Source organism: Pseudomonas tremae, from assembly GCF_023278125.1.
GTDB lineage: Bacteria > Pseudomonadota > Gammaproteobacteria > Pseudomonadales > Pseudomonadaceae > Aquipseudomonas > Aquipseudomonas tremae.
Genome location: NZ_CP066270.1, coordinates 3,728,346 through 3,743,242 on the forward strand (window position 1 = coordinate 3,728,346; position 14,897 = coordinate 3,743,242).

General features: G+C 58.2%; 13 protein-coding genes. 11 read left to right on the forward strand and 2 right to left on the reverse strand.

All coding sequences use genetic code 11. From position 1 onward, the window contains the following. Positions 1-28: 28 nt before the first annotated feature. From minC to I9H09_RS16860, 5 genes are all read left to right on the forward strand, one after another. Entirely contained in the window at positions 29-769 is a 741-nt protein-coding gene (gene minC, locus I9H09_RS16840; protein WP_005892201.1) for a septum site-determining protein MinC, read from the forward strand. Between the two features lie 231 nt (positions 770-1,000). Then, positions 1,001-1,813, forward strand: coding sequence for a septum site-determining protein MinD (gene minD / locus I9H09_RS16845; RefSeq protein ID WP_005892199.1), 813 nt, complete (start codon positions 1,001-1,003; stop codon positions 1,811-1,813). After that, positions 1,813-2,067: a cell division topological specificity factor MinE gene (gene minE / locus I9H09_RS16850; RefSeq protein ID WP_005892197.1), complete on the forward strand. Its 255-nt coding sequence runs from the start codon at positions 1,813-1,815 to the stop codon at positions 2,065-2,067. Before minD ends, minE begins: the two co-directional genes overlap by 1 nt. Positions 2,068-2,157: 90 nt before the next feature. Then, entirely contained in the window at positions 2,158-2,793 is a 636-nt protein-coding gene (locus I9H09_RS16855; protein ID WP_024670193.1) for an RluA family pseudouridine synthase, read from the forward strand. Between the two features lie 172 nt (positions 2,794-2,965). Further along, positions 2,966-4,255: a M18 family aminopeptidase gene (locus I9H09_RS16860; protein WP_024690494.1), complete on the forward strand. Its 1,290-nt coding sequence runs from the start codon at positions 2,966-2,968 to the stop codon at positions 4,253-4,255. Between the two features lie 226 nt (positions 4,256-4,481). Here I9H09_RS16860 and I9H09_RS16865 read toward each other — a convergent pair whose 3' ends face one another. Together I9H09_RS16865 and I9H09_RS16870 are read right to left on the reverse strand one after the other, a co-directional pair. After that, on the reverse strand, positions 4,482-8,051 hold the full coding sequence (locus I9H09_RS16865; RefSeq protein ID WP_122346728.1) for a beta strand repeat-containing protein: 3,570 nt from the start codon (positions 8,049-8,051) through the stop codon (positions 4,482-4,484). Positions 8,052-8,506: 455 nt separating this feature from the next. After that, on the reverse strand, positions 8,507-9,226 hold the full coding sequence (locus I9H09_RS16870; RefSeq protein WP_005892185.1) for a UTRA domain-containing protein: 720 nt from the start codon (positions 9,224-9,226) through the stop codon (positions 8,507-8,509). A 354-nt stretch (positions 9,227-9,580) separates the two neighbouring features. Here I9H09_RS16870 and I9H09_RS16875 point away from each other — a divergent pair, with 354 nt between their 5' ends. From I9H09_RS16875 to I9H09_RS16900, 6 genes are all read left to right on the forward strand, one after another. Continuing rightward, on the forward strand, positions 9,581-10,648 hold the full coding sequence (locus I9H09_RS16875) for an ABC transporter substrate-binding protein (protein ID WP_005892184.1): 1,068 nt from the start codon (positions 9,581-9,583) through the stop codon (positions 10,646-10,648). Between the two features lie 82 nt (positions 10,649-10,730). Next, the gene (locus I9H09_RS16880; protein ID WP_122346727.1) at positions 10,731-11,537 is read left to right on the forward strand and encodes an alkaline phosphatase family protein; all 807 of its coding nucleotides are present in this window, start codon (positions 10,731-10,733) and stop codon (positions 11,535-11,537) included. Next, positions 11,534-12,376, forward strand: a complete 843-nt coding sequence (locus I9H09_RS16885; RefSeq protein WP_054991074.1) for an ABC transporter permease — start codon at positions 11,534-11,536, stop codon at positions 12,374-12,376. The genes I9H09_RS16880 and I9H09_RS16885 overlap by 4 nt, the downstream gene beginning before the upstream one ends. After that, a complete protein-coding gene (locus I9H09_RS16890; RefSeq protein ID WP_005892181.1) occupies positions 12,363-13,160 on the forward strand; it encodes an ABC transporter permease in 798 nt (265 codons plus the stop codon). Before I9H09_RS16885 ends, I9H09_RS16890 begins: the two co-directional genes overlap by 14 nt. A 1-nt stretch (position 13,161) precedes the next feature. Further along, positions 13,162-14,151, forward strand: a complete 990-nt coding sequence (locus I9H09_RS16895) for an ABC transporter ATP-binding protein (protein WP_005892180.1) — start codon at positions 13,162-13,164, stop codon at positions 14,149-14,151. An 81-nt stretch (positions 14,152-14,232) separates the two neighbouring features. Further along, positions 14,233-14,886: an HAD family hydrolase gene (locus I9H09_RS16900; protein WP_024669507.1), complete on the forward strand. Its 654-nt coding sequence runs from the start codon at positions 14,233-14,235 to the stop codon at positions 14,884-14,886. Positions 14,887-14,897 lie beyond the last annotated feature (11 nt).

A 14,897-nucleotide genomic window follows, 5' to 3' on the forward strand; every position in this document is an offset into this window, starting at 1 on the left:
TAGCGACAAGCTGTTGTGTATATCAACCATGAGCCAGATTGAATCGCAAAACCCGGAACCCGTATTTCAACTCAAGGGCAGCATGCTCGCCATCACTGTGATGGAGCTGACCCGAGCCAACCTCGAAGCGCTCGACAGGCAACTGGCGGCGAAAGTGGCGCAGGCTCCCAACTTCTTCAGCAACACGCCGTTGATCCTGGCTCTGGACAAACTGGCGCCCCACGAAGGCGCGGTGGACCTGCCGGGGCTGATGCGCATCTGTCGTCAGCACGGCCTGCGCACCCTGGCCATTCGGGCCAATCGCATTGAAGACATCGCTGCAGCCATCGCCGTCGATATCCCGGTGCTTCCGCCATCCGGTGCTCGTGAACGCGTACTGGACCCGGTCGAAGCCGAGGCGCCAAAGAAGGTTCCGGAAAAACCGCCCGAACCCGTTATCAAGCCGACCCGTGTGATCACGTCGCCAGTCCGCGGCGGTCAGCAAATCTACGCCCAGGGCGGCGATCTGGTCGTGGTCGCGCCTGTCAGTCCCGGCGCGGAACTTCTGGCCGATGGAAACATCCATGTGTACGGCCCGATGCGCGGCAGAGCACTGGCAGGTATCAAGGGTGACACTCGGGCAAGGATCTTCTGTCAGCAACTCAGCGCCGAGCTGATTTCGATTGCCGGGCAATACAAGGTCTCCGAAGACTTGCGCAGAGACCCTTTGTGGGGCTCGCCGGTCCAGATAAGCCTTTCCGGTGATGTGTTGAACATCATTCGTCTTTAACGGATACTGCCGCAATTTTCAAAGTATCTCTGATTCGCCGCGAAAAGGTCGCAAAGGCTGTAGGAAATCCTGAAAGGCGTCGCTTTTCAGTCGGCATATGAGTTGAAAGTAATAGCCCGGTGCTAGCTTTCCAGGATCATGCCATTTGATTTCCAGAACTCTTCGACCCCTGCTGCGTCACGAGATGCTCTTCAGGGACTCAACGTCCTTTTCATCTAGGGGTGATTCACCTTGGCCAAGATTCTAGTTGTTACATCCGGCAAGGGTGGTGTGGGCAAGACCACTACCAGCGCCGCCATCGGTACAGGCCTCGCATTGCGCGGCCACAAGACTGTCATCGTCGACTTCGACGTCGGCCTGCGTAATCTCGACCTGATCATGGGCTGCGAGCGTCGCGTCGTTTATGACTTCGTCAACGTGGTCACAGGCGAAGCCAACCTGCAACAAGCGCTCATCAAGGACAAGAAGATCGAAAACCTGTTCGTGCTGGCCGCCAGCCAGACACGTGACAAGGATGCACTGACCAAGGAGGGCGTTGAAAAAGTCCTCATGGAACTGAAAAAGACCTTTGAATACATCGTCTGCGATTCGCCAGCAGGTATCGAAACCGGTGCTCATCTGGCGATGTACTTCGCCGACGAAGCCATCGTCGTGACCAACCCTGAAGTCTCCTCGGTACGTGACTCTGACCGCATGCTCGGCCTGCTGGCCAGCAAATCGCGTCGCGCAGAGCTCGGTGAAGACCCGATCAAGGAACACTTGCTGCTGACCCGCTACAACCCCGAGCGCGTCAGCAAGGGCGAAATGCTTGGCGTGGAAGACGTGAAGGAAATTCTCGCCGTCACCCTGCTGGGCGTGATCCCGGAATCCCAGGCTGTACTCAAGGCATCCAACTCCGGCGTGCCGGTCATTCTGGATGACCAGAGCGACGCCGGTCAGGCGTACAGCGATGCAGTCGACCGCTTGCTGGGCAAAACACTTGAGCACCGTTTTCTGGATGTGCATAAGAAAGGATTCTTTGAACGTCTGTTCGGGGGTAACTGATGAATATTTTTGACTTCTTTCGTGACCGCAAAAAAGAAAGCACGGCCTCGGTAGCGAAAGAGCGTCTGCAGATCATCGTTGCGCACGAACGTGGCCAGCGAACGACCCCTGACTACCTTCCTGCCCTGCAGAAAGAGCTGGTGGAAGTGATCCGCAAATACGTCAATATCGAGTCCGATCAGGTTCAGGTCGCTCTGGAAAGCCAGGGCAGCTGCTCGATTCTGGAACTCAATATCACCCTGCCAGATCGCTGATCAGGCAGTCGTCCACGGCGGCATCGGCGCACTTCTCAAGAAGCTGCGCCTTTGCCGCTGTCGGCGTTTCTAGCGTTTCGAGGCCGTTGCATGCCGCTGTCCAACATCCGCATCATTTATCAGGACGCTGCCGTTCTGGTGATTGACAAGCCTACCCTGCTGCTTTCCGTCCCCGGCCGCGCCGATGACAACAAGGATTGCCTGATTACCCGTCTGCAGGAAAACGGTTACCCCGAAGCCCGCATCGTTCATCGTCTGGATTGGGAAACGTCCGGCATCATTTTGCTGGCTCGCGATCCCGATACGCATCGCGAACTGTCGCGGCAGTTTCACGATCGTGAAACCGAAAAAGCCTACACCGCGCTGTGCTGGGGCCAGCCGTCGCTGGACAGCGGCAGCATCGACCTGCCCTTGCGCTACGATCCGCCGACCAAGCCGCGCCATGTCGTGGATCACGAGGCTGGCAAGCACGCGCTAACGTACTGGAAAGTTCTCGAACGGCATGCCAGCCATTGCCGGGTCGAACTCACGCCTGTCACCGGCCGCTCTCACCAGTTGCGCGTGCACATGCTGTCCATCGGGCATCCGCTGCTGGGCGATGGCCTTTACGCCCATTCCGAGGCACTGGCGGCGTACCCGCGCCTGTGCCTGCACGCCAGCATGCTGAGTTTCACGCATCCCGGCAGCGGCGAACGAATGACCTTCGAGTGCCCTGCACCTTTCTGACCTGCATCACACAGCGGTTCTGAGCCATGACTATAGTGTCCACGCCTCGCGTGGTCATGCCGTTCGTGACGCTTTGCGTCACACAGCAGTTCCGTGATGTCAGGTGAGTGCAACCCAAGGCAACGTTTGAGCCAATGCGGTAAACTCGCGCCATTGCTGTCTGGAGCTATTTATGCGCGACGAGTTGAACAAAGGCCTCATCGATTTTCTCAAGGCCTCGCCTACCCCCTTTCACGCCACCGCCACTCTTGTGCAACACTTTGAGGCCGCGGGTTTTCAACGTTTGGACGAACGTGACACCTGGAGCATCGAAACCGGTGGCCGGTACTACGTCACACGCAATGATTCTTCCATTGTCGCGTTCAGAATGGGCCGCCAGTCGCCGCTTACCGGCGGCATCCGCATGGTCGGCGCGCACACCGACAGCCCATGCCTGCGGGTCAAGCCGCAACCGGAACTGCAACGTCAGGGCTTCTGGCAATTGGGTGTCGAAGTCTACGGCGGTGCGCTGCTGGCACCCTGGTTCGACCGCGACCTGTCGCTGGCGGGCCGGGTCACCTTCCGCCGTGACGGCAAGGTCGAAAGCCAGCTCATCGACTTCAGACTGCCGATCGCTGTCATCCCCAACCTGGCTATTCACCTGAACCGCACAGCCAATGAAGGCTGGGCGATCAATGCGCAAAACGAGCTGCCGCCGATTCTGGCGCAAGTCGCCGGTGACGAGCGCGCAGACTTCCGCGCGCTACTGACTGATCAGTTGGCACGCGAACATGGCCTGAACGCCGACGTAGTGCTTGATTACGAGCTGAGTTTCTACGACACCCAGAGCGCAGCAGTCGTTGGCCTCAATGGTGACTTCCTGGCGGGCGCACGTCTGGACAACCTACTGTCATGCTTCGCCGGCATGCAGGCGCTGCTCAACACCAGCAGTGATGAAACCGCCCTGCTGGTGTGTACCGATCACGAGGAAGTGGGCTCATCCTCGACGTGCGGCGCAGACGGCGCGATGCTGGAACAGATCGTCCAGCGCCTGCTGCCAAGCAGCGAAGACTATGTACGCACCATTCAGAAATCGCTGATGATTTCCGCCGACAACGCTCATGGCATACACCCCAACTACGCCGAGAAGCATGATGCCAATCACGGGCCCAAGCTCAACGCAGGGCCAGTAATCAAGGTCAACAGCAATCAGCGCTACGCCACCAACAGCGAAACCGCAGGTTTCTTCCGCCATCTGTGCATGGCTGAAGAAGTGCCCGTGCAAAGCTTCGTGGTGCGCAGCGACATGGCCTGTGGCTCCACCATCGGGCCGATCACCGCCAGCCACCTGGGCATACGTACGGTCGACATCGGCTTACCGACATTCGCCATGCACTCGATTCGGGAGCTTGCCGGCAGCCACGATCTGGCGCATCTGGTCAAGGTATTGGGCGCGTTCTATGCCAGCCATGAGCTGCCGTAGCAGTCACCAAGGACACAAACTGTATCGCGGGGCAGCCTGCTGTCCCGCACCTCAGCCGCTGCCGCTCGATAGATGCCTGGTCAGAATAAAATTCAATGTTCGCTGAGAATGAAAGAAATAAGTACAGCATGGGTGTTTCGAAAAAGGGACTTCATGTCCCGCAATCCATTGACGTACCCTGTCAATGCTTGACACCGGCGTTTTCGAATAAACCGGTGGACGTGGTTCAGGCATCATCGTCTTCGGGTTTACTGACGATATCGTCATCTTCGTTCACGTAATACGGCATGTCGGCCTCAACGCCTTTCTCTCCTGTTTTGGCAACCAGTTGCCTGTATTTTTTGCCATCCCAGAGCCGGAAAATAAGCGTGGAGTCCTCGCCACCCGAGAGCGTTGAGCCCTCGCTGCCAATAAGCTTGCTGCGAGCGCCCGCGACCAGAACGCTGTTCTTTCCGGCGGTCAACTTGCATTGGTCTCCAGCCATCAACGTACAGTCATTCCCGCCTGTAAGTTTGCTTCGATCACCCGCAGTCAGGTAACTGTTGTTTCCGGCCAGCAACTTGCTGCGATCACCGGCTGTCTGATTGCTGTCTGCGCCGGCGATCAGCCTGCTTCGATCACCTGCCAATTGCACGCTGAACGCACCGGCAATAAGCGTGCTGCGAAACCCCGCTGTCTGCGAACTGCCCTTGCCGGCAATAAGCATGCTTTTATGCCCGGCAACTTGAATACTCTCATGGCCCGCAATCAACGAACTGCCATAACTTGCAATCTGGTTACTGCCGTAGCCCGCAGTCAATGTACTGCGCATACCAGAGGTAAGACTGCTGCCGTAACCCGCAATCAGCACACTGCGCAGCCCGGCTATCAGCGTACTGCCATAACCTGCGGTCAACAGACTTCTGATCCCACTGGTCAGCGTACTGCCATACCCGGCTATCAACGAGCTGTCTTCCCCGGCCGTTGCGGTACTGCCATAGCCCGCAGTCAATGAACTACCACGCTCTGCGGTTTGCGTACTGCCGTAGCCAGCCGTGAGGGTACTTTCATAGCCTGCTGTCTGCGTGCTGCCATAGCCTGCAATCAGGGAACTGGAAAAGCCAGCGGTGGAAGTACTCCCGTAGCCGGTAGTAAGCGAGCTGTTTTCCTGTGCCGTCTGCGTGCTGCCGTAACCGGCAGTCAGCGTACTCTCGTAGCCTGCGGTCTGAGTACTGCCGTAACCCGCAATCAACGAGCTGGAATAACCGGCGGTGGAGGTACTTCCATAGCCGGTAACGAGATCACTGTGCTCCTGTGCCGTCTGCGTGCTGCCATAGCCAGAGGTTAGCGTGCTCTCGTAGCCCGCGGTCTGAGTACTGCCGTAACCCGCAATCAACGAGCTGGAATAACCGGCGGTGGAGGTGCTTCCGTAGCCCGTGGTGAGCGAGCTGCTTTCCTGTGCGGTTTGCGTACTGCCGTAACCGGCAGTCAATGTGCTCTCGTATCCTGCAGTTTGCGTGCTGCCATATCCGGCAATCAAAGAACTGGAATAGCCGGCGGTGGAGGTACTTCCATAGCCAGTGACAAGGTCACTGCGCTCCTGAGCTGTTTGCGTACTGCCGTAGCCTGCAGTCAGGATACTTTTGAAGCCCGCCGTCTGAGTGCTGCCGTACCCGGCTATCAGCGAACTGTTCGATCCCGCAGTTGAAGTGCTGCCGTAGCCTGCGACCAGATCACTGCGTTCCCGAGCGGTCTGAGTACTGCCGTAACCGGCGGTCAGCATACTTCTGTAACTGGCTGTCTGAGTACTGCCATAACCCGCAATCAGTGAACTGCCAGAGCCTGCCGTACCCGTACTCCCGTAACCCGCTATCAGGTCGCTACCGTCTCTGGCCGTCTGAGTACTTCCATAACCCGCCGTCAGGATGCTCTTGTGACCTGCTGTCTGCGTGCTGCCGTAACCCGCCACGATGAAGCTTTCATGCCCCGCAGTGCCTGTACTCCCATAACCTGAAGTCAGGTTACTGTCGGCCCCGGCTGTTTGTGTACTGCCGTAGCCCGCTGTCAGAATGCTACCTTCCCGAGCAGTCTGGGTACTGCCGTAGCCTGCCGTGAGCGAGCTGTCACTGCCAGAGGTCTGGGTACTGCCATAACCGGCGATCAGAGAACTGTCGGCTCCTGCTGTTCCAGTGCTGCCATAACCCGCCGTCAGGTTACTGCCCTCCTGCGCGGTCTGTGTACTGCCATAACCTGCTGTCATTGCACTGTCTGCGCCCGAGGTCTGCGTGCTGCCGTAGCCTGCTATCAACGAGCTATCGGAGCCAGCCGTCCCGGTGCTGCCATACCCGGCCGTCAGGTTGCTGCCCTGCTGAGCGGTCTGGGTACTGCCGTAGCCTGCTGTCAGTGCGCTATCACTTCCTGACGTCTGTGTGCTGCCATAACCGGCGATCAGCGAACTGTCAGAGCCAGCGGTGCCTGTACTGCCGTAACCAGAAGTAAGATTGCTTCCCTCTTGAGCGGTCTGAGTGCTGCCGTAGCCCGCCGTCAGGGAACTGTCACTTCCTGACGTCTGTGTGCTGCCATAACCCGCGATCAGCGAGCTGTCGGAACCTGCTGTGCCAGTGCTGCCGTAACCGGCGGTAAGATTGCTGCCTTCCTGGGCCGTCTGAGTGCTGCCATAGCCTGCGGTCAAGGCGCTGTCCCCGCCCGAGGTCTGAGTACTGCCATAACCCGCGATCAGCGAGCTGTCGGAACCTGCAGTGCCGGTGCTGCCATACCCGGCGGTGAGATTGCTGCCTTCCTGAGCCGTTTGCGTGCTGCCGTAACCTGCTGTGAGCGAGCTGTCTTCTCCGGAGGTCTGAGTACTGCCGTAACCCGCGATCAGCGAGCTGTCGGAACCTGCAGTGCCGGTGCTGCCATACCCGGCGGTGAGATTGCTGCCTTCCCGGGCCGTTTGCGTGCTGCCGTATCCCGCCGTCAGCGAGCTGTCCCCACCAGAAGTCTGTGTACTGCCGTAACCTGCGATGAGCGAGCTATCGGAACCCGCCGTGCCGGTGCTGCCATACCCTGCCGTCAGGTTGCTGCCTTCGCGGGCGGTCTGGGTGCTGCCATAACCCGCAGTCAGCGCGCTATCCCCTCCGGCAGTCTGGGTGCTGCCATAGCCTGCTACCAAAGCGCTGTCGGAGCCGGCGGTTCCTGTACTTCCATAACCGGCAATAAGATCACTGTGGTTGCCAGCGGTTTCGGTACTGCCATAACCGGCAATGAGCCGACTGTGGTTATCGCCACTCAACGTGCCGCCGTAAGTGGCGGTCTGCAAAGTCTGCGGCACCGTCACCGGCAAGTTGTTTGCCAAGGGGGCTGTCGCGCTGACCAACGCCACATCGAACACTTCATGACTGACCTGTTCGGCCACAGGTAACGTGACACTTGCCGCCGCAGGCGTGGTCAAGAGCATAGGCGTAGGCGCGGGCATTGATGCCTGGTCGGCCTGACGTGCCGAAATGAAGTATGACGCACTAATTTTGTCGCCGACATGAACCACCTCGCCTCGCGGAAACTTGACCATCCCCGGTTCTTCCAGGCTGATGATGTCTGTAACGGCGACCTCACAGACAATCCATCGTGCGTCGGCATGCAAGCTTAGAAAAGCGCTGGTTCCAGCGCCCCACAGCAGACCGACCAAGCCATTCTCATGCCGCCTGGTTGACTGCCAGTATTTGGATTCAACTGTTCCGGAAGCGGGCCATATAAGGCCGCAATGATCGGCCATGTTATTTGCACAGGTACGCAGCACTAACGCCTTGTCGAGATTCATTACAGCATCCTCATAGTTCCTTTAAATAAAAGCAGCTGCACTTATCAAGCATTGCTTTACAGGACAACCGCCATGTCAGCCTTAATCCCACAGCGGAACGGCGCACAGGAAAACCACTGGCCTGCGCACTTCGCTTCGCACTAAAAAACTAACACAGCGCATTAGGAAATATTAATTAATTCTAAAACTTTTTCTTATAAACCCCTTAAAAATTAGAATAATCACTCTGGAAAATCCTGAAGAAAAACCAACTAATTTACGCCACACCCTTCCGAGAGAATAGAAATATTTTCAATGATTTTTTTATTAGCTGACCACGGACACTATATAAAACCTACTAACCAGGCCGTACACTTCGCAAGCACTAGAACAATAAAACAACTATTAACTTATATAAAACAGTCAACTAACAAAGTTGCGGGCCGCACCCGGCAAGTGGGTTTGCAATACAAGCGTCAGTTGCTATGCACCTTAGCGCGCACATGAATAGCATCATGACGCCAGTATTCGAGGTCGCAGTCGATCAGCCGGTCGTTGCGATCATAGTTGACCCGCGCAATGCGCAAACCCGGGCTGCCGAGTGAAACCTTCAGGGCGGCGGCTGCCTCGACGTGCAGTGCCGTGGGTACCATGTCGAAATGCACCTGACCGTAGTGAATGTCGTAGCACCGGGCGTAAAGCTCGGTGAGCGACTCGCTCAGGTCGTGTTCGAGAATACCTGGGAACAACTCAGGCCTCAGGTAATGCTCAACGTACAGCACCAGACGCTGGTCGATACGCCGCGCGCGGCAGATCTGGATCACGCTTGACAGTGCCGGCAGCTCCAGCATTTCGCAGATTTTCGCTGACGCCGGCTGCAGACGCGCCGAAAGCAAGCGGGTGTGAGCCACCCTTCCCTGCGCGCAGACCATCGCGTGAAAATGACTGCGTCGAATCAGGTCATAGGCGAGGCGCGGCGGCGATATGAACCAGCCACGTCGCTCTTCGCGGTAGATCAGCCCTTGAGCCTCCAGTTGCAGGAGTGCCTCGCGCAGGGTGATGCGCGTGGTAGCGAATACTTCACTGAGCTTGCGCTCGGCGGGCAGTTGGCTGCCGTGCGGCAACAGACCGTGTTCTATTTGCTCCTGCAAAGCGTTGCAGATAGTGGTGACTGCTCGTGGTACATCTTCGCGCATTTGCGTACCTGTCTGGACTAGACCAGCCCTCTCGCGGGGCACGCATGCGTGCTGCAACCGCTGTTAACTCCATCGGTGCAAGCCTAGGCCGGCCAGATGACCATCCCGTGACACAGCACTTCACAATCCATGCCAGACGCCGCTCCAAAAGCCCTGAAACCCCATTGATTCAGACGCTTTGCAATGGTCTACGCTTAGCCCGAAGCCCTGTCAGGCAGCGGGAACAACGGAATTCTTCGCCCTCCCCGACACGAAAATGTCATGCAACACGCCTAACTTGGCTCAGGTATTGCTGATCTAGACCAAACCATCCGCGATGAAGACTTCTGCTAAAGAAGTGCACAGGAGCTCCGAATGAAACATCTTTTGTTGGCATCACTCCTCGGTTCAGCCATGGCAATGAGTTCCCTGGCCATGGCTGCGGACACGGATCTGAAAACCCTTGAGGCCGCGGCCAAGGCTGAAGGCGCTGTGAATAGCGCTGGCATGCCGGATGACTGGGCTAACTGGGGCGGCATCTGGAAGGACCTGGAAGCCAAGTACGGCCTCAAGCACATGGACACCGACATGAGCTCGGCCCAAGAGATCGCCAAGTTCGATGCGGAGAAAGATAACGCCAGCGCCGACATCGGTGACGTGGGCGCAGCGTTCGGCCCCATCGCCGTGTCGAAGGGCGTGACCCAGCCTTACAAGCCAACCACTTGGGATCAGATCCCGGCCTGGGCCAAGGACAAAGAAGGCCACTGGGCGCTGGCCTACACCGGCACCATCGCCTTTATCGTCAACAAGAACCTGCTGCACGGTTCGGAAATACCAAAAAGCTGGGCTGACCTGAAAACCGGTAAATATAAGGTTTCGGTCGGCGACGTGAGTACTGCTGCCCAGGCCGCAAACGGTGTACTGGCAGCTTCCATCGCCATGAAAGGCGACGAAGCCAACATCGAACCGGGCCTGCAACTGTTCACCGAACTGGCTAAGCAAAAGCGTCTGTCGCTCGCCAACCCGACTATCCAGACTATGGAGAAAGGCGAAATCGAAGTGGGTGTGGTCTGGGACTTCAACGGGCTGAGCTACAAGGCCAAGATGACCAAGCCTGACGACTACGTAGTGCTGATCCCGTCGGATGGCTCGGTGATTTCCGGGTACACCACCATTATCAACAAATACGCCAAACACCCGAACGCCGCCAAGCTGGCGCGTGAGTACACGTTCAGCGATGCCGGTCAGATCCGGCTGGCCGAAGGCAATGCGCGTCCGATCCGCGTAGAGCACCTCAAGCTGCCTGAGACCGTTCAAGCCAAATTGCTGCCGCAAGACCAGTACAAGAATGCCAAGCCGATCGTCAACGCGGATGCGTGGGAGAAGACGTCCAAGGCCCTGCCTCAAAAGTGGAACGAACAGGTCATCATCGAGATGAACTGATCGCCACTGCGACCCAGGGATGGAGTCGTGTGAAACGGGCGAGACAGTCTCGCCCGTACTTCTTCGCCCAAGCGAGTCGCCCATGAAACATAACGTCATCCTGATCGTGCTCGATGGACTCAATTACGAAGTAGCCCGCCATGCAATGGGCCATCTTCAGGCCTGGCACAACGCAGGCCGTGCAGCGCTCTACAAGCTGGAGTGCGAGCTGCCCGCCCTTTCCCGCCCCTTGTACGAATGCATATTGACCGGCGTCGCACCCATCGACAGCGGCATCGTGCACAACAACGTTTCCCGCCTGTCCAGCCAGCGCAGCGTATTCCACTACGCCCGCGACGCCGGACTGAGCACTGCAGCGGCGGCCTATCATTGGGTCAGCGAACTGTACAACCGCACACCGTTCGACCCGGCACGCGATCGCTACACCGAAGCAGCCGACCTGCCGATCCAGCACGGGCTGTTCTACTGGGCCGACCACTATCCGGACTCGCACCTGTTCGCCGACGCCGAAAGCCTGCGTCTCAGGCACGCCCCTAATTTTCTCCTGATACACCCCATGAACATTGACGACGCCGGGCACAAGCACGGCCTCGACACCGCGCAATATCGCAACACCGCCCGCAGCGCCGACATCATCCTGGCGGATTACCTGCAGCGCTGGCTGGACGCGGATTATCAGGTGGTGGTGACCGCCGACCACGGCATGAACAATGACCGCTCGCACAATGGCCTGCTGCCCGAAGAGCGCGAAGTGCCGCTGTTTGTCATCGGTGAGGCATTCAGCATGAATGTCGATGCAGCGCCGCGCCAGACCGACCTGTGTGGCACGATCTGCGAGCTGCTTGGCGTGCCCCACGACAAACCGCTCTGCCGGGAGATACTCAAGTGACGCGCTTTACCCGAGGCAAGTGGCTGGCGCTGTTGTGCCTGGTGCCGTTCGCCCTGTTTTTCATCGTATTCCAGATTGCGCCACTGCTGTGGGTAGTCATCAACAGCCTGCAAAGCGACGCCGGCTGGGGCCTCGACAACTTCGTCAGGGCGTTTGGCTCGAAGTTCTATCGCCAGGCCATCCAGTACAGCCTGGAGATCAGCTTCTGGTCGAGCCTGTTCGGCATCATCATCTCGGTGCTCGGGGCTTACTCGCTGCGCAAGGTGGATTCGCGGCTGAGAGACTTCGTGAACTCGTTCGCCAATATGACCAGCAACTTCGCCGGTGTCCCGCTGGCATTTGCTTTCATCATCCTGCTGGGCTTTAACGGAGCATTGACGCTGATCCTCAAGCAGGCCGGGATCATCGACGACTTCAACCTGTATTCCAAAGCTGGTCTGATCATTCTGTACACCTACTTCCAGATCCCTCTTGGTGTGCTGCTGCTTTATCCGGCATTCGATGCGGTGCGCGAAGACTGGAACGAGTCAGCGGCTCTGTTGGGCGCCAGCAGCTATCAGTTCTGGCGCTACATAGGCCTGCCTGTTCTGACTCCGGCCCTGCTCGGCACCTTCGTTATCCTGCTAGCCAACGCGCTGGGGGCCTATGCCACGGTTTACGCGCTGACCACCGGCAACTTCAACGTGTTGCCGATCCGCATTGCGGCGATGGTGGCAGGTGACATCACGCTGGACCCGAACATGGCCAGCGCGCTGGCCATGATTCTGGTCGGCCTCATGACGCTGGTCACCGTGATCCATCAGTGGCTGTTGAAAAGGAGCTACCATGTCGCGCGCTGAACGAGCACCAGCAGCCCTCTACCACAAGACCGTGGTCTACCTGCTGTTTCTGATCCTGCTGCTGCCGCTTGCCGGCACTTTTCTGTACTCGATCGCGACCAGTTGGTCGGCAACCATTCTGCCCAGCGGGTTGACCTTCAAATGGTACGTGGCACTCTGGAGCGACCCACGATTTCTGGCGGCTTTCGGCCAGTCGCTGCTAGTGTGCTTCGGCGCGCTGATTCTGTCGGTAGTGCTGATTTTGCCGCTGCTGTTTGTGGTGCATTACCACTTCCCGCGCCTCGACGGGCTGATGAACATCCTGATCCTGATGCCTTTCGCTGTCCCGCCGGTGGTGTCGTCGGTGGGCCTGCTGCAACTCTATGGTTCGGGACCGATGGCGATGGTCGGCACGCCGTGGATTCTGATCGGCTGCTACTTCACCATCGCCCTGCCCTTCATGTACCGGGCAATCACCAACAACCTTCAGGCCATAAACCTGACAGACCTGATGGATGCCGCCCAACTGCTCGGGGCCAGCACCTGGCAGGCGGCATTCATGGTGGTGCTGCCCAATCTGCGCAAGGGCCTGATGATCGCCCTGCTGCTGTCTTTTTCCTTCCTGTTCGGCGAATTCGTGTTCGCCAACCTGCTGGTCGGCACCCGCTATGAAACGCTGCAGGTGTACCTGAACAACATGCGTAACAGCAGCGGTCATTTCAACAGCGCGCTGGTGATCTCGTATTTCCTCTTCGTGCTGGTGCTGACCTGGGCCGCCAATCGACTGAACAAGGACAAAGACTGAAATGAGTTTTGTCAGCATTGAAAATCTGCAAAAAAGCTACGCCAGCACGTCGGTGTTCAGCGATATCAATTGCAACATCAAAAAAGGCGAGTTCGTCACCCTGCTCGGCCCGTCCGGCTGCGGCAAATCCACCCTGCTGCGCTGCGTCGCCGGGCTGACCCCGGTCAACAGCGGACGCATCCTGCTGGACGGCAGCGATCTGGTACCGCTCACGCCGCAAAAGCGCAACATCGGCATGGTGTTCCAGAGCTACGCGCTGTTTCCCAACATGAACGTGGAGCAGAACGTCGCCTTTGGCCTGCGCATGCAGAAAGTCAGCGCAGACGACAGCGAAAAACGCGTCGCCGAAATACTGCAGATGGTCGAACTGCACGACTTTGCCAAGCGTTATCCGCATCAGCTGTCCGGCGGTCAGTGCCAGCGCGTAGCCCTGGCCCGCTCGCTGGTCACTCGCCCGCGTCTGCTATTGCTCGACGAGCCGCTGTCGGCGCTGGATGCGCGAATCCGCAAGCACTTGCGCGAGCAAATCCGCGCCATCCAGCGCGAATTGGGCCTGACCACGATTTTTGTGACCCACGATCAGGAAGAAGCGCTGACCATGTCAGACCGTATTTTCCTGATGAATCAAGGCCGGATCGTACAGAGCGGTGACGCAGAAACGCTTTACACGGCGCCAGTGGATGTCTTCGCCGCCGGTTTTATCGGCAACTACAATCTGCTGGAAGCCGACGTCGCCACACGCCTGATGCAACGCCCGATTGCCAGCCGTGTGGCTATTCGCCCCGAAGCGATCCAATTGAGCCTGACAGGCGAACTGGAAGGCGAAGTTCGCAGTCACAGTCTGCTCGGCAACGTGATCCGCTATCGCATACAGGCCCGCGGTGTGGAGCTGGTAGTCGACGTGCTGAACCGCAGCGCCGACGATCTGCACCCGGACGGGCGGCGGGTAACACTGAACATCGAACCATCGGCACTCTGCGCACTGGAATGAGAACGCCAGAGCGCCATGCTTTCACTGGAGGCTTGAAGCGCCAAGCTTGAAGCTGATTCAACGAATATTTAGGAGACGCACATGCCCCTGGCAATTTTCGACCTCGACGAAACCCTGATCGGTGGCGATTGCGCCACGCTCTGGAGCGAGCAGATGGGTCGCTTGGGCTGGGTCGATTCCAAGTCGTTCATGCAACGCAACAATGAGCTGATGGACGCCTATAGTGCGGGCAAACTGGCGATGGAAGAGTTCATGGCATTCAGCCTGGAACCTATGGCCGGACGCACGCCTGAGGAAGTCGATCATCTGGTCGGCCCGTGGGTCGAGGATGTGATCGAGCCCATCATCTACAGCGACGCCTGCAAATGCATCGCACAGCATCGCGCCAAGGGGGACCGGATTCTGGTGATCTCGGCGTCGGGCGTGCATCTGGTCAAGCCGATTGCCGACCGCCTGGGGATCGATGAAGTGCTGGGGATCGAGCTGGACGTGCAGCATGGCGTCTACAGCGGCGGCACCGTTGGTGTGCTGACCTACCGGGAAGGCAAGATCACTCGCCTGATGGAGTGGCTGGACGCAGAGGGAGAAAACCTCGAGGGTGCGAGCTTCTATTCGGATTCGCGCAATGATCTGCCGCTGCTGCTCAAGGTTGACCACCCTAACGTGGTCAACCCTGATGCAGTGCTACTGGATCACGCGCAGAAAGCTGGCTGGCCGGTGCATCGCTGGAGTTGAATCCGGCAGCA

Coding starts and splice junctions, on each gene's coding strand:
- minC (WP_005892201.1), top strand. CDS start 29: ATGAGCCAGATTGAATCGCAAAACCCGGAACCCGTATTTCAACTCAAG.
- I9H09_RS16895 (WP_005892180.1), top strand. CDS start 13,162: ATGAGTTTTGTCAGCATTGAAAATCTGCAAAAAAGCTACGCCAGCACG.
- I9H09_RS16855 (WP_024670193.1), top strand. CDS start 2,158: ATGCCGCTGTCCAACATCCGCATCATTTATCAGGACGCTGCCGTTCTG.
- I9H09_RS16870 (WP_005892185.1), bottom strand. CDS start 9,226: ATGCGCGAAGATGTACCACGAGCAGTCACCACTATCTGCAACGCTTTG.
- I9H09_RS16860 (WP_024690494.1), top strand. CDS start 2,966: ATGCGCGACGAGTTGAACAAAGGCCTCATCGATTTTCTCAAGGCCTCG.
- I9H09_RS16900 (WP_024669507.1), top strand. CDS start 14,233: ATGCCCCTGGCAATTTTCGACCTCGACGAAACCCTGATCGGTGGCGAT.
- I9H09_RS16880 (WP_122346727.1), top strand. CDS start 10,731: ATGAAACATAACGTCATCCTGATCGTGCTCGATGGACTCAATTACGAA.
- I9H09_RS16865 (WP_122346728.1), bottom strand. CDS start 8,051: ATGAATCTCGACAAGGCGTTAGTGCTGCGTACCTGTGCAAATAACATG.
- I9H09_RS16875 (WP_005892184.1), top strand. CDS start 9,581: ATGAAACATCTTTTGTTGGCATCACTCCTCGGTTCAGCCATGGCAATG.
- minE (WP_005892197.1), top strand. CDS start 1,813: ATGAATATTTTTGACTTCTTTCGTGACCGCAAAAAAGAAAGCACGGCC.
- I9H09_RS16890 (WP_005892181.1), top strand. CDS start 12,363: ATGTCGCGCGCTGAACGAGCACCAGCAGCCCTCTACCACAAGACCGTG.